General features: G+C 61.2%; 18 protein-coding genes. 7 read left to right on the forward strand and 11 right to left on the reverse strand.

The window, feature by feature from the left end:
* Window positions 1-35: 35 nt before the first annotated feature.
* Window positions 36-260: a hypothetical protein gene (locus tag HB393_RS14720; protein WP_213805927.1), complete on the reverse strand. Its 225-nt coding sequence runs from the start codon at window positions 258-260 to the stop codon at window positions 36-38.
* A 30-nt stretch (window positions 261-290) separates the two neighbouring features.
* On the reverse strand, window positions 291-2,024 hold the full coding sequence (locus HB393_RS14725) for a sodium:solute symporter family protein (RefSeq protein WP_255551143.1): 1,734 nt from the start codon (window positions 2,022-2,024) through the stop codon (window positions 291-293).
* A gap of 372 nt (window positions 2,025-2,396) precedes the next feature.
* Here HB393_RS14725 and HB393_RS14730 point away from each other — a divergent pair, with 372 nt between their 5' ends.
* The gene (locus HB393_RS14730; RefSeq protein WP_213805928.1) at window positions 2,397-2,651 is read left to right on the forward strand and encodes a hypothetical protein; all 255 of its coding nucleotides are present in this window, start codon (window positions 2,397-2,399) and stop codon (window positions 2,649-2,651) included.
* 23 nt (window positions 2,652-2,674) lie between these two features.
* Here the strand turns inward: HB393_RS14730 and HB393_RS14735 are convergent, their stop codons facing one another.
* From HB393_RS14735 to HB393_RS14750, 4 genes are all read right to left on the reverse strand, one after another.
* Window positions 2,675-3,685, reverse strand: a complete 1,011-nt coding sequence (locus HB393_RS14735) for a COX15/CtaA family protein (RefSeq protein ID WP_213805929.1) — start codon at window positions 3,683-3,685, stop codon at window positions 2,675-2,677.
* 44 nt (window positions 3,686-3,729) lie between these two features.
* Window positions 3,730-4,584 carry a pyrroline-5-carboxylate reductase gene (proC, locus tag HB393_RS14740; RefSeq protein ID WP_213805930.1) on the reverse strand — a complete coding sequence of 285 codons (855 nt, stop codon included), beginning with the start codon at window positions 4,582-4,584 and terminating at the stop codon, window positions 3,730-3,732.
* A gap of 18 nt (window positions 4,585-4,602) precedes the next feature.
* Window positions 4,603-6,420 carry a DUF885 domain-containing protein gene (locus tag HB393_RS14745; protein ID WP_255551144.1) on the reverse strand — a complete coding sequence of 606 codons (1,818 nt, stop codon included), beginning with the start codon at window positions 6,418-6,420 and terminating at the stop codon, window positions 4,603-4,605.
* A gap of 198 nt (window positions 6,421-6,618) precedes the next feature.
* Complete coding sequence (locus tag HB393_RS14750; RefSeq protein ID WP_213805931.1) at window positions 6,619-7,044, reverse strand: BrxA/BrxB family bacilliredoxin; 426 nt, start codon at window positions 7,042-7,044, stop codon at window positions 6,619-6,621.
* A 119-nt stretch (window positions 7,045-7,163) separates the two neighbouring features.
* Here HB393_RS14750 and HB393_RS14755 point away from each other — a divergent pair, with 119 nt between their 5' ends.
* Window positions 7,164-8,249: a UDP-N-acetylmuramate dehydrogenase gene (locus HB393_RS14755; RefSeq protein WP_213805932.1), complete on the forward strand. Its 1,086-nt coding sequence runs from the start codon at window positions 7,164-7,166 to the stop codon at window positions 8,247-8,249.
* Between the two features lie 167 nt (window positions 8,250-8,416).
* Here the strand turns inward: HB393_RS14755 and HB393_RS14760 are convergent, their stop codons facing one another.
* The 3 genes from HB393_RS14760 to modA all read right to left on the reverse strand — a co-directional run bounded on the left by HB393_RS14760 (window position 8,417) and on the right by modA (window position 10,705).
* Complete coding sequence (locus tag HB393_RS14760) at window positions 8,417-9,157, reverse strand: ATP-binding cassette domain-containing protein (RefSeq protein WP_213805933.1); 741 nt, start codon at window positions 9,155-9,157, stop codon at window positions 8,417-8,419.
* Window positions 9,144-9,815 (reverse strand): molybdate ABC transporter permease subunit, encoded by a 672-nt coding sequence (gene modB / locus HB393_RS14765; protein WP_345945210.1) that lies wholly within the window; start codon window positions 9,813-9,815, stop codon window positions 9,144-9,146. Before modB ends, HB393_RS14760 begins: the two co-directional genes overlap by 14 nt.
* 65 nt (window positions 9,816-9,880) lie before the next feature.
* Complete coding sequence (gene modA, locus HB393_RS14770; protein WP_255551146.1) at window positions 9,881-10,705, reverse strand: molybdate ABC transporter substrate-binding protein; 825 nt, start codon at window positions 10,703-10,705, stop codon at window positions 9,881-9,883.
* On the opposite strand from modA, the gene thrC reads away from it, so the two are divergent.
* The 5 genes from thrC to HB393_RS14795 all read left to right on the forward strand — a co-directional run bounded on the left by thrC (window position 10,696) and on the right by HB393_RS14795 (window position 16,108).
* Window positions 10,696-12,102 carry a threonine synthase gene (gene thrC, locus HB393_RS14775; RefSeq protein WP_213805935.1) on the forward strand — a complete coding sequence of 469 codons (1,407 nt, stop codon included), beginning with the start codon at window positions 10,696-10,698 and terminating at the stop codon, window positions 12,100-12,102. The two genes, modA and thrC, sit on opposite strands and share 10 nt — an antisense overlap.
* Window positions 12,099-13,007, forward strand: a complete 909-nt coding sequence (thrB, locus tag HB393_RS14780; RefSeq protein ID WP_213805936.1) for a homoserine kinase — start codon at window positions 12,099-12,101, stop codon at window positions 13,005-13,007. The genes thrC and thrB overlap by 4 nt, the downstream gene beginning before the upstream one ends.
* A 279-nt stretch (window positions 13,008-13,286) precedes the next feature.
* Entirely contained in the window at window positions 13,287-13,619 is a 333-nt protein-coding gene (gene trxA, locus HB393_RS14785; protein ID WP_213805937.1) for a thioredoxin, read from the forward strand.
* 114 nt (window positions 13,620-13,733) lie between these two features.
* Complete coding sequence (locus HB393_RS14790; protein WP_213805986.1) at window positions 13,734-15,155, forward strand: hemolysin family protein; 1,422 nt, start codon at window positions 13,734-13,736, stop codon at window positions 15,153-15,155.
* Window positions 15,152-16,108 (forward strand): ABC transporter permease, encoded by a 957-nt coding sequence (locus HB393_RS14795; RefSeq protein ID WP_213805938.1) that lies wholly within the window; start codon window positions 15,152-15,154, stop codon window positions 16,106-16,108. The genes HB393_RS14790 and HB393_RS14795 overlap by 4 nt, the downstream gene beginning before the upstream one ends.
* A 19-nt stretch (window positions 16,109-16,127) precedes the next feature.
* Here the strand turns inward: HB393_RS14795 and phoU are convergent, their stop codons facing one another.
* Together phoU and HB393_RS14805 are read right to left on the reverse strand one after the other, a co-directional pair.
* Entirely contained in the window at window positions 16,128-16,802 is a 675-nt protein-coding gene (gene phoU, locus HB393_RS14800; protein ID WP_213805939.1) for a phosphate signaling complex protein PhoU, read from the reverse strand.
* Window positions 16,803-16,919: 117 nt separating this feature from the next.
* A complete protein-coding gene (locus tag HB393_RS14805) occupies window positions 16,920-21,239 on the reverse strand; it encodes a sodium/solute symporter (protein ID WP_255551159.1) in 4,320 nt (1,439 codons plus the stop codon).
* Window positions 21,240-21,292 lie beyond the last annotated feature (53 nt).

Consider the following 21,292-nt stretch of genomic DNA (forward strand, 5'->3'; position numbering starts at 1 on the left):
CTTTGTTGATTCAATCTTGCGAGATCTGAATGTAGTTATTGTTTGCCCGGTCTGAAGACGACTGAGTAAAAGCCACCTACCGCCGTCAGGAACACACCCCACCAAAGAGTCGGATGGAGTTCTTTTAAGAAGGGAAGAAGCACCTCATTCGCAGGCGGGTGATTGAACTCCATAATGCCCGTAGCGATCAATACGACTCCGTATGCCAGCATCAGGATGCCGCAGAAGAACCAGATCGATATCTCAGTTTTCTCACTCATAACAGCTTTGCCCCCATCCATTTCCACTCTTTACCAGAAGATCAGATTCAGTACGAAGAAGACGGTGATTACGACGCAAGCCCAGAACAATGGCTTCTGCCAGAGGGTGGTCGCGCCGTCGTCGGGAATCGGAGTTGCGCCGTAGACCAGCCCGGAGAGCTCCGCAATGGGCGTCGCTTTAGTCACCAGGCTTACGACGACCGTTACCACAACGCAGATCAGCCAACTCCACAGCGCGCGATACAGATTCTCGGCCATGCTCTGCGCATTCGGACTCAGTGCGATGAAGCGCAGCGCGTCGGGACTCCGCTGCACCCACGCCCACATCCCGATGGATGCAGCCGTGCCCGCCAGCAGACCCCAGAAGCCACCCGCCTTGGTGGCGCGTTTCCAGAGCATTCCCAGGATGACCGTACCGAACAGCGGCGCTATGAAGAAGCTGAAGAGCGCCTGTACATAGTCCATGATGGAGGATGCGTTCATGACCAGGTACGCCGTTCCGATCGACACCAGCATTCCGATTACGGTCGACCACCGGCCCATCGCGACGTAGTGCTTATCGCTGGCCGTCTTGTTGAAGAAGGCGCCGTAGATGTCGTAGGTCCAGACGGTGGAGAAGGCGCTCACGTTGCCCGCCATCCCGCTCATAAAGCCTGCCACCAGAGCCGTGATTCCAAGCCCCAGCAGGCCAGGTCCACAGTAGCGGATCAGCATCAGCGGCAGCACTTCATCGTAGGCATGTTGGCCGGTCGCCTTCGCAACGCTGCCTGCGACCAGGTGCATAGTGCTGCCATCGGGGTTCTTCAACACCGCGAGCGCCAGCAGTCCGGGCAGGATGACGATGAAGGGAACAGCCATCTTGAAGGCCGCTCCGATCACCGGGGCCATCTTGGCGGCGCGCAGGTTATTCGCGCTGAGTACGCGCTGAACGACGAGGAAGTCGGTTGTCCAGTATCCGAAGCTGATTACAAATCCCAGACCAAAGACGATGCCGGTCCAGTGCACGCCCATCGGGTTGTCTTTGAAGCTGCCCAGCGTCGTCCACATGTGGGTGTAGTCGCTGCTTCCGAGATTGGTCGCGATCTGCGCCTTGAGGTTGGTCCAACCGCCTGCCTCGATCAGCCCCAGGATAGGAATCAGCGCCGCGCCAGCCCAGATCAACACGAACTGCAAAACCTCGTTGATGATCGCCGACCGCAGACCGCCCAGCATGACGTAGAGAGCCACCGTGCCTGCGCCGACCCAGATGCTGAAGGTGATATTCCATCCCAGCACGGTCTGCATCACCACGGCCATGGCGTACATGTTCACGCCGCTCATGAGGATGGTCATGATGGCGAAGGAGACGGCACTGAGCGCCCGTGCCCCTTCTCCAAAGCGCAGTTGCAGGTAGCCCGGCACCGAGTGGGTCTTGGAGATGTAGTAGAAGGGCATCATTACGATGCCCAGGAAGAGCATGGCAGGAATCGCGCCGATCCAGTACCAGTGTGCGGCGAGAATTCCATACTGATAGGCGGCTCCCGCCCAGCCCATCAGTTCGAGCGACCCGAGGTTGGCCGAGACGAAGCTCAATCCGGCGATCCACGCCGTCATCTCGCGTCCCGCGAGGAAGAAGTCCTCGCTAGTATTGGCCTTGCCCTTGGCGTAGAAGCCAACGAAGACCACCAGAACGAAGTACAGAACCAGAATCAGAATATCGACCGGAGCTAGCTTCGTCAGTTGCCGGCCGTCCATCCAAAGTGCCAGAGTCGCCACAGCATGCATCGTTCGTATTCCTAGTAGAACCCACCCGATTCAAGGCAGGCGCTACCCTCTCATCAATCTACGGCACCGCGGCACCGTGCAGTTTCTTTGGACAGCCATCGCTCGGATAACTTCATTAGCAGAACGATTGAGGTTAGAGGTTAGTTCAAGTTGAGTTCGTTCGTAATTATAAGTTCGCAGCCCGAATTAAGTCCCGGACCGCTGCAACTATACCTCAAATCGATGCTCTCCCGTTGAGATTATGCTCAGTGCTTGTTCGCAGGCTGGAGACAGATGGCGGGTGAACATTGTGATCAAAATGTCTACAACGTCCTAGGATGATTCAGAATCTATAGGGAAGTGGGTCTGATCGTTTTGACCCGGGAGATAACGATGACAATCCGCCCCATCGCAGGACTTGTTTTAGCTGCTGCTTTTACCTTCAGTCTGCCTGCCGCCTTTGCCCAGAACGATTCGGGAGCCAAGCAGAGCATGAAAAATGCTGGCTCTGAGACCAAGGGCGCGGCAAAGGATACGGGACACGGCATCAAGCAGGGCACCAAGAAGGCGTATCACAAGACCAAGAGTGGAACGAAGAAGGCTGCTCGCAAGGTGTCGGGCAAGCCCTCTGAACCCTCTCCGCAGTAGGCGATCTTGTAACTGAATTTGGATTAAACGGGCCTGCAGCGTGATTTTGAAGACGCGGCGGGCCCTTCGTTCTGGGCTAAGAAGTGGCTTAGCGTCTCTCGTGAGCCGAAGTTCTCAGGCCACAAGGCCTCTCCGGCAAAGCCCACCAGTGCAATCCAGTAGATATCCGCTCCAAGCAGATGCACTACCTGCATCCATGTGGGAGCCAGCAACAGGACGTCTCCTACACCCAATACGATCTGAGCGAGCACCATCATAAGAACGAACCGGCTGAGGCGGGTTTTCACCTTTCGTGCCAGCAGCAGGACGCATACCAGGCCGATCAGCGAGGCGGCAGGATGCACCCATCGCATGCGTACGAGAAGGGGTGAGGAGGCGGCAAAGTCTGCTGCCAACGCAGCCTGCAGACTGGGAGAGGGGAAGAGCGTATCTGCCAGCGCGGCCAGCGATCCTGTTGCCCCCACCACGATCGTGGCGATTATCGCCAGCACGGCAATGCTCTTTGCCCCCTCCGCTGCTTGCTCTCTAGTTCGCCGCTCGGGAGCCCTTCCCAGGAACCAGGCCGTCAATCCAAGTGCCGCGAGTAGAAGCATCGTGTTCGTGAAGTGGATCGACTGCATGACAATCCGGCCCGTGGAGATGTTGTTCTCCACGTAGTGCCGCAGGACCAGCATCGCGCCGAGGAAGGCCTCCATGACCAGAAGGGCCGCGGACCAGACAGCGGCTTTTCGTGCACGATGTCCGCGCTCTGTCCCGTAGAAGGTCCAAACCAGCAGAGCCACTACGAGGAAGGTGCAGATTCCGCTCATGGAGCGATGCGTAAACTCGATCACCGTGGCCAACCGGGGATGGTGCGGAAAGAAGTCTCCATTGCAGAGCGGCCAGTTCGCGCCACATCCCGCACCGGAGCTGGTCGCCCGGACGACTGCACCCCACAGCACCACCAGCACCATGAACGACAGCGCAAACCATGCAAAGGCCACTAAAGCTCGTGTGGGAGTCTTGCTTTGCACGGGGATGCTGATTGTCGTCATAGGTTTATTCTAACGCTCTGAAACTGGCCACTCGTGGAGCGATGTCAGCCATTGGCAAGTTCTTTAGCTCGTTGCGTTGCGCGTTTAACTGCCTTGATGAGAGTGACCCGCAACCCACCCTCTTCCAGCTCCAGAATGCCGTCCACGGTACATCCCGCCGGGGTCGTCACTTGGTCCTTTAGCAGCGCCGGGTGATATCCAGTCTCAAGCACCATCCGCGCGGAGCCGTAGGTCGTCTGTGCCGCCAGTAACGTCGCCACGTCGCGTGGCAGGCCGACGTTGACGCCTGCCTCGGCCAGCGCCTCGATGATGATGTAGAGAAACGCTGGCCCTGAGCCCGAAAGCCCCGTCACGGCGTCCATATGCTTCTCGTCCACCACTACCGTTCGCCCGACCGTGTTGAAGATTCGCTGGGCGATGGCCATATCTTCTGGCGAGACGAAACGTCCCGCGCACAAGGCAGTGACGCCGGCGGCAATCATCGCCGGAGTGTTCGGCATTGCTCGAACAACGGCCAGCTCGCAGCCCGCACCGTCCTCGATGCTGCGCGTCTTTACCGACGCCGCGAACGACAGCAGCATCTTCTGCGGCGTGAGCGCCGGCTTGATCTGTGCAATCAGGTCTGGAACCTGGATCGGCTTCACGCCCAGCAGGATCACGTCCGCCTGCTCCGCCGCCGCCAGATTGTCCGTGGTCACATCGATGCCGAACTGAGCGGAGAGCGCCTGCGCCCGGTCCGGGTGCTGCACCGTCGCAAAGATCTGATCCGGAGCTACCAGGTGATTCTTGAGGAAGGCCTGCAGCAGAATGCCTCCCATCTTGCCCGCACCGATGATCGCAACCTTCAAACCCGGCATCGCTGGCGCGGGAACTACAATCTCAATCGTCTCGTCTTTCATCTTCAAAGGCTACCAGACCTATCGGGCCTTCGGAGCGTCCTTCTGCGCGGCGATCCAGCTATCTACCTGTTGTTCCAGTACATCCATCGGCAGCGCCCCGGAGTCCAGCACCACATCGTGAAATGCCTTGAGGCTGAACTGCGGACCTAGCGCAGTCTGTGCCCGCTGGCGCAGCTCGAGGATCTTCAACTGGCCCATCTTGTAGCCGAGCGCCTGGCCCGGCCACGCGATGTAGCGATCGACCTCCGCCTGGATGTTCGTCTCGTCGATGGCCGAGTGCTCCCGGAAGTAGTCCACCATCTGCTGCCGCGTCCAGTGTTTGGAGTGAACTCCGGTATCGACCACCAGCCGGATCGCCCGCCAGATATCCGCCTCTAGCCGGCCGTAGTCGCTATACGGGTCCTGGTAGAAGCCTATCTCCTTGCCCAGCCGCTCGCTGTAGAGACCCCAACCCTCCGTATAGGCCGTGTAGTAGGACTGCTTGCGGAACTCTGGAATTCCCGTCAGCTCCTGTGCAATGGCGATCTGTAGATGATGCCCGGGAATCCCCTCGTGGTACGAGACCGCCTCTACCGGAGTCAGCAGACGCTCCGCAAAGTTGTAGGTATTGATGTTGACCCGGCCCGGACGCTTCCCATCCGGAGTGCCTGGTTCGTAATAGGCGGCCGCCTGATCCTTCTCCACGTACGCGGGAACCGCTACTACCTCCAGCGGAGCCTTCGGCAGCCTGCCGAAGAGCTCAGGCAGTCTTGGCTTCATCTGGTCCAGATAGCCGCGATACGTGCCCAGCAACTGTTCCTTCGATGTCGGATGCTCCTTCGGATTCGCCTTCAAGGCAGCGCTGAAGCTCTTCATATCGCTGAACCCGAGCTTCTTCACGATGGCCAGCATCTCGGCCTCGTCGCGCTTCACCTCATCCAGCCCGATCTGATGGATCTCGCTCGCGCTCTTGTTCAGCGTTGTGCTCTGCCGAATCCTGAAGGCGTAGTAAGCATCGCCATCCGGCAGCGACCAGACCCCCGGCTCCTTGCGTCCAGCGGGCACATACTGCGCCTTCATGAACTTCGCGAATCGCAGATACGAGGGCAGGACCTCGGTTGTAATCGCCGCGAGCACCTCATCGGAGATGCGCTTCTGCTCTGCAGCGCTGACGGTCTTGGGAAACTTCTTGAGCGGCAGTGCAAAGGGGCTTTCGGCCGGCTTCTGGTCGGCCAGCGTCTGGGCCTGAACGGTCACCTTCTCCATCAGGTAAGCCGGCGGCATCCGCCCCGACTCCATCCCCATCTCCATGTTGGTCCGGATTTGTGAGAAGGCCGTTGGAATCTTCTTTAGCCGCGCTATGTAGTTGTCGTAGTCCTTCACCTCATCGAAGCTGAGCTGATTCACCAGTTGCGGCATCGAAGTGTGGAAGCCGTTGAACTGGTTGATCGGCATCTGCCACTCTTTGAAGCGCGCACTCTCCTGATCCTCGATTAGCGAGCGCAGCATCAGCGCCGAGGAGAGCTTCTCCTGCTCCGGCAGTCCGGTCGTATCAATCGCGCCCAGCCGCTGGATAAACCCGAGACCACGCGACAGAGAGGCGTTCACCGCCGCGGCTGAGTAGTCCGTCAACTGGTCGTCATAACGCTTGTCCCCCAACGAGGACGCCATCTCCGGTGAGTGCTTGAGGGTGTCTTCCCAGATCTCCGCGAGAAGCGCGGATAGTGCCTTACTACGCGCCTCCACCGACATTGTGGGGGCAACTGGCGACGTCTGTACCTCTGCCTGGAGTATCTGCCTCTTCGAACTGCTCATGAACGTCAAACCAAACGTCAGAGCCAGAAAAACTCGTCTCATGCAAGCCCTCAATTCCGGCTTTAGTGTATCTCGGCCGTTCTTCGAAACGCGGAGATAGCAATGGAGATTCCCTGAGCATCCCTGATAGGGACACGACGATGGCATATTCTGCGCGGGATGAATAGGGGGAGCGAATAGCCCAGAACAGTCGCGGGAAGCCCACCTTCCCGCGACCTGTCGAGCTGGTGTACTAAAAAACTAAGCAGTGGTTTGAGCGCAGTAGGTATCGAAGGCCCGAGCCAGTTCCTGGGCGATCGCCGGTGCCGTGGAGGTCTCGATGGCAGACCGCTGCATCAGGTACACCAACTGTCCGTCCCGCAGGATCGCGATCGCAGGCGAGGTGGGGGGATGTCCGCCGAAGTAGCCGCGAGCACGCTCGGTCGCTTCACGGTCCTGTCCGGCAAATACCGTGACCGCATGATCCGGCTTCGCGCCGTGCTGCATCGCCAGACGAACTCCCGGACGCATCTTCCCGGCCGCGCATCCGCAGATCGAGTTCACTACCACCATCGTCGTTCCCGGCTGGGCTACAGCCGCGTCGACATCGGCAGCACTACGAGCTTCCTTCAGTCCGGCGCGCGTCAACTCCTCGCGCATCGGTATCACCATAATCTCTGGATACATAGTCTTTTCTCCTGGGCCACGGGTGAAAGCCGCGCCTCTTCGGATTGTACGGACTCCTCTCGTACTCCGCCACTCGTCTTCCGTCCGCCTCCCCGGGCCGGGTGTAATACCATCAACCCGTGCCAACTCCCCTCAGCCCCGACCTTCGCATCCTGGAGTCCGTCGCCCTCGCCCCCTATACGACCTTCCAGATCGGTGGACCCGCCCGCTTTTTCTGCGAGATACACGCCGAATCAGCGCTCCTCGAAGCAGTCCAGTTCGCCCGTCAACAAGGCCTGGCGATCTTCGTCCTGGGTGGCGGAAGCAATCTGCTGGTCAGCGACGCCGGCTTCAATGGTCTAGTCCTGCACCTCGCGATCGATACGCCAGCCCGGACCACCCCCAACGACCGGTACGTCGACATTACTGTCCCCGCCGGACTCGACTGGAACGCCTTCGTCCTCCAGGTCTGTGAGCATGGAATCAGCGGCGTCGAATGTCTCGCCGGCATCCCAGGCATGGTGGGCGGCAGCCCTATCCAGAACATCGGAGCCTACGGACAGGAGGTCGCCAACACCATCCATTCGGTCCGTGCACTCGATCTTGAGACCCTTACTTTTGTGTCTCTGTCCCGCGAGGCTTGCGGCTTCGCCTACCGCCGCAGCATCTTCAACAGCACCCATCGGGGCCGGTACATTGTCATCCAGGTCACTTTCCGCTTCGACGCAACAGCCACCCCCAACCTGACCTATACGGACCTCGCAAAGCACTTCGCCGCGCAACTTGAGAGTGGCCAGACTCCAAAGCCGATGGAGGTCTACGATGCTGTCCGCGCCATCCGGTACAACAAGGGAATGCTCGTGGTCGAGGGAGAGCAGGATAGTCGTAGCGCCGGCTCCTTCTTCAAGAATCCCGTGGTGTCCTCTGCGACGCTGGATCTCCTGGCCGCAAACCTCGCAATCGAACCCACCAGCATTGCCCACTGGCCCGCCGAACGAGGGCAAATCAAGCTGGCCGCCGCATGGCTCCTCGAACGCGCCGGCTTTCACAAAGGCTTCACGCTAGGCGAAGCGGGCATCTCCTCCCGCCACACTCTGGCCCTCATCAACCGCGGTCACGCCACTGCGCGCGATATCGCCACCCTGCGCGACACCATCCAGCAGGAAGTAAAGTCCCGCTTCAATATCCAGCTCGAACAAGAGCCCGTTCAAATCGGCGACGTTTAACCATCTAAACAAGAAACCAAGCTACCGGAGACCACAATCGCGGGTGCCCCATCCTTTCCGACAGTCTCATCGTCGGATAGGGTGGGGTATCGTGCGAAGCACGACCGTCTTCCTTCCTGACCTTAGAGTCTTCGGGATATCCTTGCAGACTCATTGGCGGCAACGAATCAAAGCTGCCCCAACTGCTCCATCAGCCGTCTACGCTCCCCAGCCAAAACCTCACCCACCGGCCCTTGCGCTACGATCTTGCCAGCCGCAATCTTGATCACCTCGGCCCCGAGTTGGAATGCCTCCCCGACATCATGCGTCACGGAAAGCACTGGAATCTCCCGCTGCGCCACCCAGGCTCGCAACTCCAACAGCAACTGGTCCCGGACGGCAGAATCCAAGCCCGCAAAGGGCTCGTCCAGAAGCAGACAAGCCCGTTCCGGCCCTGAAAACGTAGCCGCGGAGATCACCGCCCGAGCCGCCGAGACCCTCTCCCGCTCGCCGCCACTCAACTCCTTGGGCATCCGCTCTGTGAACCCCTGCAGGCGAAACATAGCGATCACCTCATCGGCGATCTCTCCAGATCCACTAGAGGAAGCAGCCCCCACCCCAAACAGCAGATTCTCTTTGACCGTCATGTGGGGAAAGAGCCGTGCAGTCTGTCCTGCACTCCGTACCGGCCGCAGATGCGCAGGAACAAACACCCCGGTCTGCCGATCCATCAGAACGCTTTCACCACGCGAGATGCGTCCAGTATTGGGCTTTACAAAGCCGGCGATGGCCCGCATCACCGTGGTCTTGCCGCTGCCCGAAGGCCCAAACAGCACCGTCCACGGTTGTGTCAGCTCGAATGCAACATCGAGCGTCAGCACTCCCACCCGATGTACGATCTTCAGACTCAGCAGGCTATCGGACGACATCGGCCTGCCTTCCATCCAACTTCCTCGCGCTAGGCAGGAGGTAGATCGCCATCAACGCCACCATCGCGAACCCGACCAGCACCAGCGCCGTACGATTCGCGGCAGCGTAGTTGCCATCCTGCACCAGGTCGTAGAGCGAGATAGAAAGCGTCCGGGTCGCCCCGGGAATGTTTCCCCCGAGCATCAGCACCACGCCGAACTCCCCCACCGTATGGGTAAACGCCAGCACGGCGCTGGTGAGCAGGGAAGCACGCGTCATCGGCAACACCACCGACAGAAAGACCCTCGCTGGCCTCGCTCCTAATCCGGCGGCAGCCTCAATGTATTCGTGGTCGATGCCGGTAAAACCCGCCACCAGCGGCTGCACCGCAAACGGCAGGCTGTACAGAATCGAACCCACCAGCAACCCCACAAAGCTGAACGCCAACGGATGCCCGATCAGTCGCGTCAGCAATCGGCCCGGAGCCGTCAGAGGTCCCAACGCCACCAGCAGATAGAACCCGATGACCGTAGGCGGCAGGACCAACGGCAGTGCGACCGCAGCCTGCACCAACGCCCGTGCCCATCCTTTGCCCGAGGCGATCCACCACGCAAGCGGCAGGGCGACCAGCAGCAGGACCGCTGTCGTACTGAGAGCCAGCCGCAATGTCAGACCCAACGCCTCAACATCCATGCTGGGGTAAGTCTATACAGTTCAAGTTCCTCTCCGGGCGGAGAAGTGGGCTACTGGATCGGAGCCAGTCCATACTTCGGCAGATTTGCCTGGACTCCGGGAGTCAGCAGCCACTTTAGAAAGGCGTCTGCTTCGGCCTTGCGTCCTGCCTTCAAGATGACCGCGCACTGCCGAATCGGTGGGTATGTCGTGGTTGGAACCAGCACGTAGGTCCCTATCTCCTGGAAGTGCGGGGTACTCGCCAACGTCAGCGAGATCAGCCCCATCTGCGCATTCCCGGACTCGGCAAACTGTCCTGCTTGTGCAACGTTCTCGGCGACCACCAAGTGGGGCTTTACCTTATCGTAGATCTTCATCCAGGTGAGGGATGCCACTGCGGCACGTCCGTACGGAGCATGCATCTCATCGGCGATCGCGATGGAGGTGGCCCGCTTGTCGGTGAGGCTGTCGATGGTGATCGGCTGGACCGCCGAGTCCTTTCGCGCCCACAGCACGAGAGATCCCTTGGCATACGGCGTGGGGGCTGTGGCGTCCGTCAACTTCGCGGCTACGATCTTCTCCGGAAAGACAAAGTCTGCCCCGAGAAAGAGATCGATAGGAGCGCCGTTCAGAATCTGCGTCGTAAGCGTCGCTGACGATCCGAAGCTCACCACCAGCTTCACGCCAGTCGCGTGCTCATACGCCGTGGCCAAGACCGGCATCACTGGCTGCAGATCCGCTGCCGCAGCCACCCGGAGCTCCTTATGGCCCTGTGCCAGAGCCTGTCCGGAGAGACCGGCCAGCATCAGCATCCAGACCGCGAGACAGAAGTTCACACTCGGGAGCTTGGGTCCACCCCGGACTTTACGGTAGGCTAGTAGTACGAATGAGCGCATCAACACATACTCTTAGATGCACGGAATGCGGCACGAGCATTGCTCCTGAAGCTGTTAGCAGCAACTTTCGCTGCCTCACCTGCAATGGCCTCTATGAGGTCGTCTACCCCTGGTCTGCCGCCAAGCCCGGCAGCGCTACCGCTTCCGACAGCAATCTTCCCAATCCAAGCGCCCTCCGCTGGCTCTGGCAGGAGCGCCGTTCGTCCACTCTTGCGGTGGACCAGAGCGGCGTCTGGCGCTTCCGCGACCTCTTGCCGATCCTTAAGAACGCCGATAAGGCTGTGACCCTCCGCGAGGGCAATACTCCCCTCTACGATCTGCCGCGCTGCGCCAAGGTGGCTGGCATCGACTGGCTCCTGGCCAAGCATCAGGGCATGAACCCCACCGGCTCCTTCAAGGACACCGGCATGACCACCGCCCTCTCCGTCGCCGCCGAGCGTGGCTTCGAGTGGGTCGCCTGCGCCTCCACCGGCAACACCTCCGCCGCCATGGCCGCCTACGCCGCCCGTGCCGGTCTGCGCAGCATCGTCTTCATCCCCGAGGGCAAGATCGCTTGGGGTAAGCTCTCCCAGTCCATGGATTACGGAGCCCTCACCCTCCAGCTCAAGACCGACTTCGACGGCTGCGTCCGCATCCTCGGCGACCTCGTCAAGCGCTTCCCCATCTACTTGCTCAACTCCGTGAACCCCTACCGCCTCGAAGGCCAAAAGACCCCCGCCTTCGAGATGGTCGAGCAGATGGACTGGCTTGTCCCCGAGCACATCATCGTCCCCGGCGGCAACCTCGCCAACTCTGCTGCCCTCGGCAAGGGCTTCACCGAGATGCACCAGCTCGGCCTCATCCCCCACGTCCCCAAGGTCAGCGTGATCCAGGCCGAGGGCGCGAACCCCCTCTATCGCTGGTACAACGACTCCAACCGCATCATGCGCCCGGTAACGGCGGATACTCGCGCCACAGCCATCCGCATCGGCAATCCCGCAAGCTGGCGCAAGGCGGCCGACGTCATTGAGCAGATGGGCGGCTGGTGCGAGCAGGCCTCCGAGCAGGAGATCGCCCTTGCCAAGGCCGAGATCGGCGCGGAGGGCATCGGTTGTGAGCCTGCCTCCGCAGTTACCCTCGCCGGCCTGAAGAAGCTCGTCGCCGCAGGGAGAATCACACGCGAGGAGCGGGTTGTCCTGATCCTCACAGGCCACACCCTCAAGGACTCCCAGTACACCATCGACTACCATCGTGGGGAACTCTTGACCGACGCCGAGTTAGCCCAGGCGACGCCCGCTCAGACAGCCCAGCACACCGCCTTGCGTAAGCCCCCGACGGTCCTCGAAGCCGACCCCGACGTCGTCCTCCGCACCCTCGAAGCGCACATGCAGCTCACCCAGGCCGTTCAGCCTGCATGACGACCGCTGTGGCCCCGCTTCACTTACGCCTTCCTGCGACCTCCGCCAACCTCGGTCCGGGCTTTGACGCCCTGGGCCTTGCGATGGCTCTTTACCTGACCATCGACGCTACCACCGCCGATTCCTTCCAGATCGAAGCCACCGGACGCGATGCGGCTCTCTGCGCGCGCCTGGAAGATAACCTGATCCTCTCCACCTACACCTCCATCCTGACGAAAGCTGGGAAGGAAGCCTCGCCGCTGCACCTTATGTTGCAGAACGAGATCCCTCTTGGGATGGGCTGCGGCTCCAGCGCCGCCGCGCTCCTGGCGGGGGTGTTGCTCGCCAATCACTTCGGCAGCCTCGCCTGGACCAGCCAGCAGATCCTCGAAGAGGCCTGCCGCCGGGAGGGCCATCCCGATAACGTCGCCGCCTGTTGGCTGGGAGGCATGACCGCCTCTTCCATGAATGAAGCTGCTGTGATTGCAGCGACATGCGGAGAAAACCTCGCCTGGAATCTCATGTTGGCGCTACCCCCTGCCAGCCTCTCCACCGCCAAGGCTCGAGCCATGCTTCCACCCACTTACACTCGGGCAGATGCAGTCGCAAACGTCCAGAACACCGCTTTGCTCGTCTCCGCCTTTGCGCTCAATCGCCCAAGTCTATTGCGGACAGCGATGACGGACCGTATCCACCAGCCGTACCGTCAAGAGGCGTGCCCCCTGCTTCCGCTGTTGCTTCCGTTGGCCTCTTACCAGGGAGTCTACGGCGTCGCCCTCAGTGGAGCCGGACCCTCCGTGCTGCTCATCACCGACAGCTCCTACCCGTCGGCCCCCATGCTCGCCGCCATCCGGGACGCAGCGAAGAGTCCGTCCCTTGAGGTTCTGGAGACCTCCATCTCGCTCGGTGCGGTATCGTACAGATAACGACCTAGTTAACTAAGTAACAAAGTATGTCGATTACCTAAGATTTCTTTACCTTATGCTTGTGGATAAGTACTTTAACGATGTGGGCAGTTCTGGGGAGGGCTGCTACGCCGCCCGTTGACCCCTGCATAGGGGTCCGGGCGTTTGCTTTTGGTGGCTGTTTGCACGCAAAATCAACATCCTGAAACTACTTTCCACATGCAGCATCTATTATGAGTAGCAGTCTGCACTGTACCGCAGCAGGCAAGTCCCTCGGGCAGCGCGGCAGGAGGAAGTTGAATGGTAGGACAGTTCGTAAGCGAAGTGAACGATGCATCCTTTGAAAAAGAGGTATTGCAGTCGGATCAACCTGTTCTTGTAGATTTTTGGGCCGCCTGGTGTGGTCCTTGTCGCGCTTTGGCTCCCGTGGTCGATGAGGTTGCCACTTCGTATCAGGGCAAGCTCAAGGTCATGAAGATGGACGTTGACTCTAACACCGCTACTCCTATGCGGTACGGTATCCGCGGTATCCCCGCGTTGCTGATCTTCAAGGGTGGTAAGGTCGCGGATCAGATCGTTGGTTTTGTCCCCAAGGACACCATCGACAAGTCAATCCTCAAGGTTTTGGCATAAGCGGCAAAGTTTGAAATCAAGGCCCGGTTCTCGAGCGAGATCCGGGCTCTTTTTTGCGCCTTGTCCTGAGTCAACCTTGTGGGGCTTTTATGCTCCTTGCACTACACTGCCTTAATGCTCGAGTGGATGCTCTTCCGCGCAATCATGGTGGCCTTCTTCATTCTGGCTACCAGCTTCTTCGTGGCTGCGGAGTTCGCCCTCGTCAGCGTTCGTGAGACTCGCATCCAGCAGCTCATCGCTTTGGGACGTCCCGGCGCTCGCACCGCCCTCCAGCTCAAACACTCCATCGACGAGTTCCTTCCCGCCGTTCAATTTGGGGTAACCCTTGCCAGCCTCGCTCTAGGCTGGGTAGGAGAGCCCGCCATTGCGGAGATCATTCTGCGCATCGCCTCCACCTGGATGCCCGAATCGTCCGTGCACGCGATGGTCTACGCCCACACTACCGCCATCGTCCTCTCCTTCGCCCTTATTACGTATCTGGAAGTCCTGCTGGGGGAGCTGGTTCCTAAGTCCCTCGCCCTCCAGCGCGCCGAGCGCATCGCCTTGGCCGTGGCGGGGCCCATGGACGTCTTCATCCGCATCACACGGCCCGCCGTCCGCCTGATGAACTCCTCCGCCACCATGGTCCTGCGTCTCTTCCGCGCGCCTTTAAGCGGTGAGGGGGCGGTTCACTCGCCGGAGGAGCTGAAGCTCATCGCCACGGCCACCCGCCGCATGGGCCTCCTCCCGGTCTTTCAGGAAGAGATCATCCATCGCGCCATCGAGTTGAACCACGTCACGGTCCGCGAGATCATGACGCCCCGTGGCAAGATCTTCTCGTTACCCGCCGACATGCCTATCGAGCAGGCCAGCGCCCGCATCGTGGAGGAGCAGCACTCTCGCGTCCCCGTCTTCGACCCCGCAGGAGGACCCGAGCAGATCATCGGAGTCGTCTACTCCAAGGACATCTCCCGCCTCATGCACTTCCGCGCCGTCGCCCTGGGCCTCGGTGGCAGGCGCGACTCCGGCCTCACCCTGCGCCAGGTGATGCGCGACGTCGCCGTCGTTCCCGAGACCAAGCTCGCCGCCGAGCTATTGCAGGAGTTCCAGGAGCGCCGCCGCCAGATCGCGGTCGTCGTGGACGAGTTTGGCTCTACCGTCGGCATCGTCACCGCCGAGGATGCCCTCGAGCAGATCGTCGGCGAGCTCGAGGACGAGTTCGACATCGCCAGCCGCACCTCCAGCCTCAGCACCGCCGGCGTTCTCACGCTCGATGGGAGCGCCACCCTCCGCGACCTCAGCACCCAGCTCCGTTGGACCTTCCCCCGCGAGCCCGGCGTGGAGACCCTCGCCGGATTCCTTCTGCTGCACCTAGGGCACATCCCCCAAGTCGGGGAGAGCTTTGACTTCGAGGGCCGCCGCTACACGATCGCTGAGATGGCAGGCCGCCGCATCGCCCGGGTCAACATTGAGACCCTGATCGCCCCAGGCCCAACGGACGCTCCTACCGCCACCCCGCCGCCCGAGTCAGACGCAGGCAGGGAAGTCACCGCATGAAGCCCTCCGCGCTCTGGAAGCCGACCCGCCGCATCCTCCTCACCCTCCCCGTCCTCTGGGTGGTCGTGTCGGTCGTCTTCCTATTGATCCACCTCGTGCCCGGAGACCCCATCGTCCAGATGCTCGGCGAGGGCGCCACCGCCTCCGACATCGACGCCCTGCGCCACTCCTACGGCCTCGACGCTCCCCTCGGCCAGCAGTACGCCCACTACTGGCACGGCATCCTTCACGCCGACCTCGGCCAGTCCCTGCGCCTGCACGACTCCGTGACCCGCCTCGTCGCCCAGCGTTACCCCTACACCCTCGCCCTCACCCTGGCCGCGCTTCTCATCGGCATCGCCGCCGCAGTTCCTGCGGGTGTGCTCTCAGCCCTCCACCGCTCCCGCTGGCAAGACCGAACCCTCGGAGTCGTCTCGCTGGTCGGCCTCTCCTTCCCCAACTTCGCTCTCGGCCCCATCCTCATCCTGCTGTTCTCCATCCGGCTTGGCTGGCTGCCCGTCTCCACCGCCGGAACCGGACCCATCTTCGGACAGGACTTCCTCCTCCACCTCCTCCTTCCGGCCATCACTCTCGGCCTCTCGCTCGCCGCCATCCTCACCCGCATGGTTCGCACTGCGATGCTGGAGGAGCTCAGCCAGGACTACATTCGCACCGCCCGCGCCAAAGGCCTCACAGAGAATCAGGTCGTCTACCGCCACGCTCTTCGCAACGCGTTGATCCCCGTTCTCACGGTGGTGGGCCTCCAGTTCGGCAGCCTGCTCGCCGGAGCGATCGTCACGGAGACTATCTTCAGCTGGCCCGGAATAGGCCGCCTCACGCTCTCTGCGATCTCGAATCGCGACTACGCCCTCGTCCAGGGCTGCATCCTCACGGTGGGCCTGACCTACGTGGCGGTCAACCTCCTCACGGACGTCGCCTACACCCTGGCCAACCCCCGTCTTCGCCTCGAATAAGCTGCCCTGAAACGACGCCTCAGTCGGCTTCGGCGAGGGAGAATTTGTGGCGGACGTCGGAGCCGCGGACCCAGAAGATAACGTCTTCGGCGATGTTGGTGGCGTGGTCGGCGGCGCGCTCCAGGTTGCGCGAGACGATGATGGCGTTGAGGGCCTGACTGCTGACCATGGGGTGCTGCTGCATCACTTCGACGAGCTCGGCCTGTACGAGACGGTTCATCTCGTCGATCTCGTTGTCCATCTTGAGGACGGACTCGGCTAGTTTCGCGTCGGCCTCGAGCAAGGCTTGGATGGCGGTACGAATCATCATGCCGGCCTTCTCGCCCATCTCGGGAATGTCGACCGGGAGGGAGATCTCGGGGAGGTCGCGATTGGCCCGGGCACGCTGGGCGATGTTGGAGGCCTGGTCTCCGATGCGCTCGAGGTCTCCATTGATCTTGATGACGGAGAGGATGAAGCGGAGGTCGATGGCCATGGGCTGTTCCTTGGCGAGGAGATCGTAGGCCATGTCGTCGACGCTGGTCTCGGCGGCGTTGATGGCTGCCTCGATCTCGAAGACGTGCTCGCAGAGGCTCATGTCGGACTTGATGTAGGCCTCGAGGGAGAGTCCCAGCGCCTGCTGGGAGAGGGCAGCCATGGCCAGGAGTTTGTCCTTGAGGGCTACGAGTTGTTGCTGAAAATTAATGCGGGGCATGGAAGCTTCATCCCTCGGAGTAGTGACCTTCCTATTGTGACGCAGGGATGAATAAGGAGTGATGAATATTCGGAACGACGTTTGCGATGTTGGTACGTTTTCGGGACTTAGGGGCGACTAGGGGTAGAGGAGATAGAGCTGGCGCCGGCGCTTGAAGTCGTTGAGATCGGCGGCCCAGGAGGCGGCGATGGCATGCGGGTCTTCATTGTTGCTCAAAGCCTGCATGGTGTTCACGCTGGCGACGAGGGTCTTGGCGCGGCCGAGGTTGAAGCGTGTGGGATAGAGATGATGGAGCGCGGAGAGCAGCTCAATCCCTAGCTCGGGGGTGTCGAGGGCGTTGCGGTCGGTGGTGGTGAGGGCGATGCCCTGGATGGTCTGGCCGTGACCGGGGTAGTGGTTGGAGTCTTCGGCTACGACGAAGCTGGTGGAGGCGAAGGCGACTCCGGGGATGTGGCGAGCGGTGAGGTAGGCGGCGAGGGCGGCGCCGTCGATCTGATCTTCAGGGGCACAGGGACCGAGCGGAGCCTTCTTGGCAGCGGATTTCAGGGGAGTCCAGCAGGCTCCGAGGTGCTGAAAGGGAGTGTCGGTGCCGCGTCCTACGGAGACGTTTGTGCCTTCGATCATGCCGACGCCGGGATAGAGGATGGCGGCGGTGGGAGACTTGAGGTTTGGGCTGGGGTTGATCCAGGGGAGGTGAGTGTCTTCGAAGTACTGGTCGCGGGTCCAGTGCTCCATACGCACGACGGTGAGGGGGACGGAGAGTGGGGCAAAGACGTTGGGAGATGCAGGACTGGGAAGGCGGCGTTCGCCGTTGATATAGCGGGCGAGCTCTCCAAAGGTGAGGCCGTGGCGGATGGGGAGAGGCATGTAGTCGGTGTAGGATTCGAGGCCGGGATCGGAGACAGGGCCCTGGACCTTCTCGCCGCCGACGAGGTTGGGGCGGTCGAGGATGACGATCTCGAGGTTGTGGCGATATTGATCGCGCTCCGCAGCGGCAGCTTCGAGGAAGTACCCCATGGCGGCCTCGTAGGTCCAAAAGCGAACCCCGGCGTCCTGGAGGTCGATGACGACAGCGTCGAGGTCCTTGAGGGAGTCGTGGGTTGGGCGGCGGTCGGACTCTTTGCCCCCGTAGAGACTGATGACGGGGAGGAGCGTGGCGGGGTCGGTGTCGTTGGAGAGGTGGAGGTCGTCGTGGGTTCCGGAGATGCCGTGCTCGGGGGAGAAGATGGTCTTCAGCGTTAGACCGGGAACGGCTTTGGAGGCGTCGGTGAAGAGGAGATCGATGGTGCGGTGGCCGTGGGCGTCGACACCGTTCTGATTGGTGAGGACGCCAAGAGCGAGGTGGTTTTGGTGGTGGGTGGCCACCTCAGTTAGGGCCGCGTAGTGCGTGGATTCGAGGACGTCGATGCCGGTGAGTGTCGGGGTGGAGGTGGAGCCCGATACGCTACGGGCAGCTACGACCTCAGGGGACGATTGCGGCAGTGTCGGCAGGCCGAGAGCTTGGGCGGCTGCGGTAGCAACCTGGCCGCGAAGAGGGCTGATGGGAGCTCCGCCACGCGGGTGGATGGCGTTGGCGAGGAGCACGACGTAGCTGTTGCTGGCAGGGTCCATCCAGAGAGTGGTTCCAGTGAAGCCGGTGTGTCCAAAGCTGCCGATGGGAAAGATGCTGCCGCGAGGACGGGAGAAGGCGGTGTTGATGTCCCAGCCGAAGCCGCGGGTAGCGATGCCTTTGCTGGGCTGGCCGTCGGGGGTGAAGACGGTCGCTCCGGACTGGGCGGTGGCGGGCTGCTCAGGCGTGGTCATGAGCTTCAGGGTGGATTGTTTGAGTGGGAAAGGGCCTGTGTTGAAGAGGAGCTTATCGAGCAGGGCCTGGGCGTAGAGGCCGACGTCATGCGCGGTGGAGAAGACGCCGGCATGACCGGCTACTCCGCCCATGCGCCGTGTAGTGGGGTCGTGGACCACTGCGCGTAAAAGATGATCGTAGTCAGGATTTGTAGCTGGAGTGCCTTCGTTGTCATGGGCGGTGGGTGCGGTGCGGGGGATCATGAGGTCGGCAACCCAGCTATCTCCCAGGCAGTCCCAAACTGAGCCGAGTCCGTCCGTTCGAGGCGGATTCATCACGACTGCCGCACCTAGTAGATGGTTCGTACCGCAGATGCGGTCGGCAGGATAGTAGGCAGTGTCTGTCATGTGGAGTGGGAGGAAAATCTCCATCTGAGCATAGCTACTCAATGTCGTGCCGCTAATCTTTTCTACGAGCGCTCCAAGGGTGATGAAGTTAATGTCGGAGTACTTGAAGGTCAGCCCCGGTGGTCCGTAGAGAGTGGAGTTCATGGCGCGACGGATGCCTTCAGCCTTGTTAGGAGCGGCGAGGCCCCAAGGGTCTTTGAGGTCGACGTCTTCAGGCAGGCCCGAGTAGTGGGTTAAAAGCTCGCGGATGGTGACTTTTTCTTTGCCGTTCACGGCGAACTCGGGGAGGTACTTGGCGACGGGATCGTCGAACTGGAGCTTGCCTGCCTCGTAGAGCTGCATGATGGCGGTGGCGGTGGAGAGGCACTTACTAAGCGAGGCCATATCGAAGATGGTCTCTTCGATCATGGGTTCGGCAGGGGATGGCTTGCCGTAGATGTCGGGCTCTCCGGCAAGTTTGCGACTGCCATAGGCGCGGTGGAAGACGATCTGGTCGTTGTGGCCGACGAGGACTACCGCGCCGGGGAGTTTGTGGGCGGCGATGGCTTCGTTGACGAGGGTGTCGATAGAGGCGAAGTTTGGGGTGGCTTGGCCAACCGCGTAATGGCCGAGGCTGAGGCAGAAGAGGAACGCGGCTACAGTGACTGCCTTGCGTGTCGATTGTTTCCGAAAGATGAGGCTGGCGAGGGAGCCGACGACGAAGGTGACGATGGCTCCGATGAGGACGTACCAGGTGAAGGCCACTTTAGGAATTCTGTCGAGCAAGTAAGCCGTCTTCGTGGGTGTGGTGAAGGTCAAGCCGGAGTTGAAGACGATGGCCTTCGGTTGCAGCCAGAGCGCAAGGTTGAGGGCGAAGCCACAGACCATTCCGATGATCGAGCCCCACTGAGTTGCGAAGCGGGTGAGGGTCCCGAGCAGGAAGACTCCGAGCAGGCAGCCGTAAGCGACAGAGGCGATGGAGAGGCCCGTCTCCACGACGTGGCCTTTGCCGCCGCTGTGGACGCTGTAGACCGCGATGGCGAAGAGGACGATGGCCCACCAGACGGTGCTGGCGCGGGAGATGAGCATCCGTTCGCGGTCGTCGGCCTGGGGTCGGAGGTGCATGTAGAAGTCCACGACCGTGGTGCTGGAAAGCGAGTTGAGCGCGGCGGAGAGGTTGGACATCGCGGCTGCCAGGATCGCTGCGATGAGGAGTCCGGCGATGCCGATCGGCATCTGTTGGACGATGAAGGTGGGGAAGATGCGATCCGCACTGCTGAAGCTTTGCGGATGGAGGCCGTAGAAGACGAAGAGCCCGGCTCCGATCAGAAGGAAGAGGGTGAACTGGAGGAGGATGATGAGTCCGGAGGAGAGCAGGGCGAGGCGGGACTCGCCGAGGTTGCGGGCGGCGAGCATGCGCTGGACCATGAGTTGGTCGGTTCCGTGGGAGGCCATGGTCAGGAAGGTGCCGCCTAGGAGCCCGGCCCAGAAGGTATAGGACTGGGTGAGGTTGAAGGCAAAGTTGAAGAGATGGAACTTGCCCGCGGCTCCGGCGACCTCGTGAATCTGCGACCAGCCTCCGGGGATGTGGTTGCCCAGGGTGAAGATGGCGACGAGGGTTCCGCCGATGTAGATTGCCATCTGCACGACGTCGGTCCAGATGACGGCGGCCATACCGCCCTCAAACGTATAGAGGAGGGTGAGGATGGAGATGATGGCGATGGAGAGGGTGTCGTCGGTGCCGATGGCGATGCCTACGACGATGGAGATCGCGAAGACACGCACGCCCTCGGCGGCGGCCCGGGTGAGGAGGAAGAGGCCGGCGGTGACTTTGTGCAGCGTAGGGCCGAAGCGCTGGTCGATGAGCTGGTAGGCAGTGAGCATCCGGCCCTGGAAGTATCTGGGCAGGAAGATGAGCGCGACGACGACGCGGCCGAGCAGGTAGCCGAGGACGATCTGGAGAAAGCCGAAGTCTCCGGCGAAGGCGACACCAGGAACCGAGATGATGGTGAGGGTGGAGGTCTCGGCGGAGACGATGGAGAGAGCGATGGCCCACCAGGGAACGGTGTTGTTGGCGAGGAAATAGTTCTTGAGCGACTTGTCGGGCTTGCCGTCCGCGCCGGTTGCGCTCGATTTGCGGAAGCGCAATCCGAAGAGGGTGATGCCGAGGAGATAGACGACGATGAGGGCAAGATCGAAGGGGTGGAGGCGAGACGTGGTGGGAGACGCGATCAGTGCGGCGAATTCGCCGGGCAAATTGGTGGTCAGACTGGTCAAATTACATCTCTCCTGATGCCCGCTTCACGGATGAAGGTTATGAT

The organism is Granulicella sp. dw_53, from assembly GCF_018449545.1.
In the GTDB taxonomy this organism is placed as follows: domain Bacteria; phylum Acidobacteriota; class Terriglobia; order Terriglobales; family Acidobacteriaceae; genus Edaphobacter.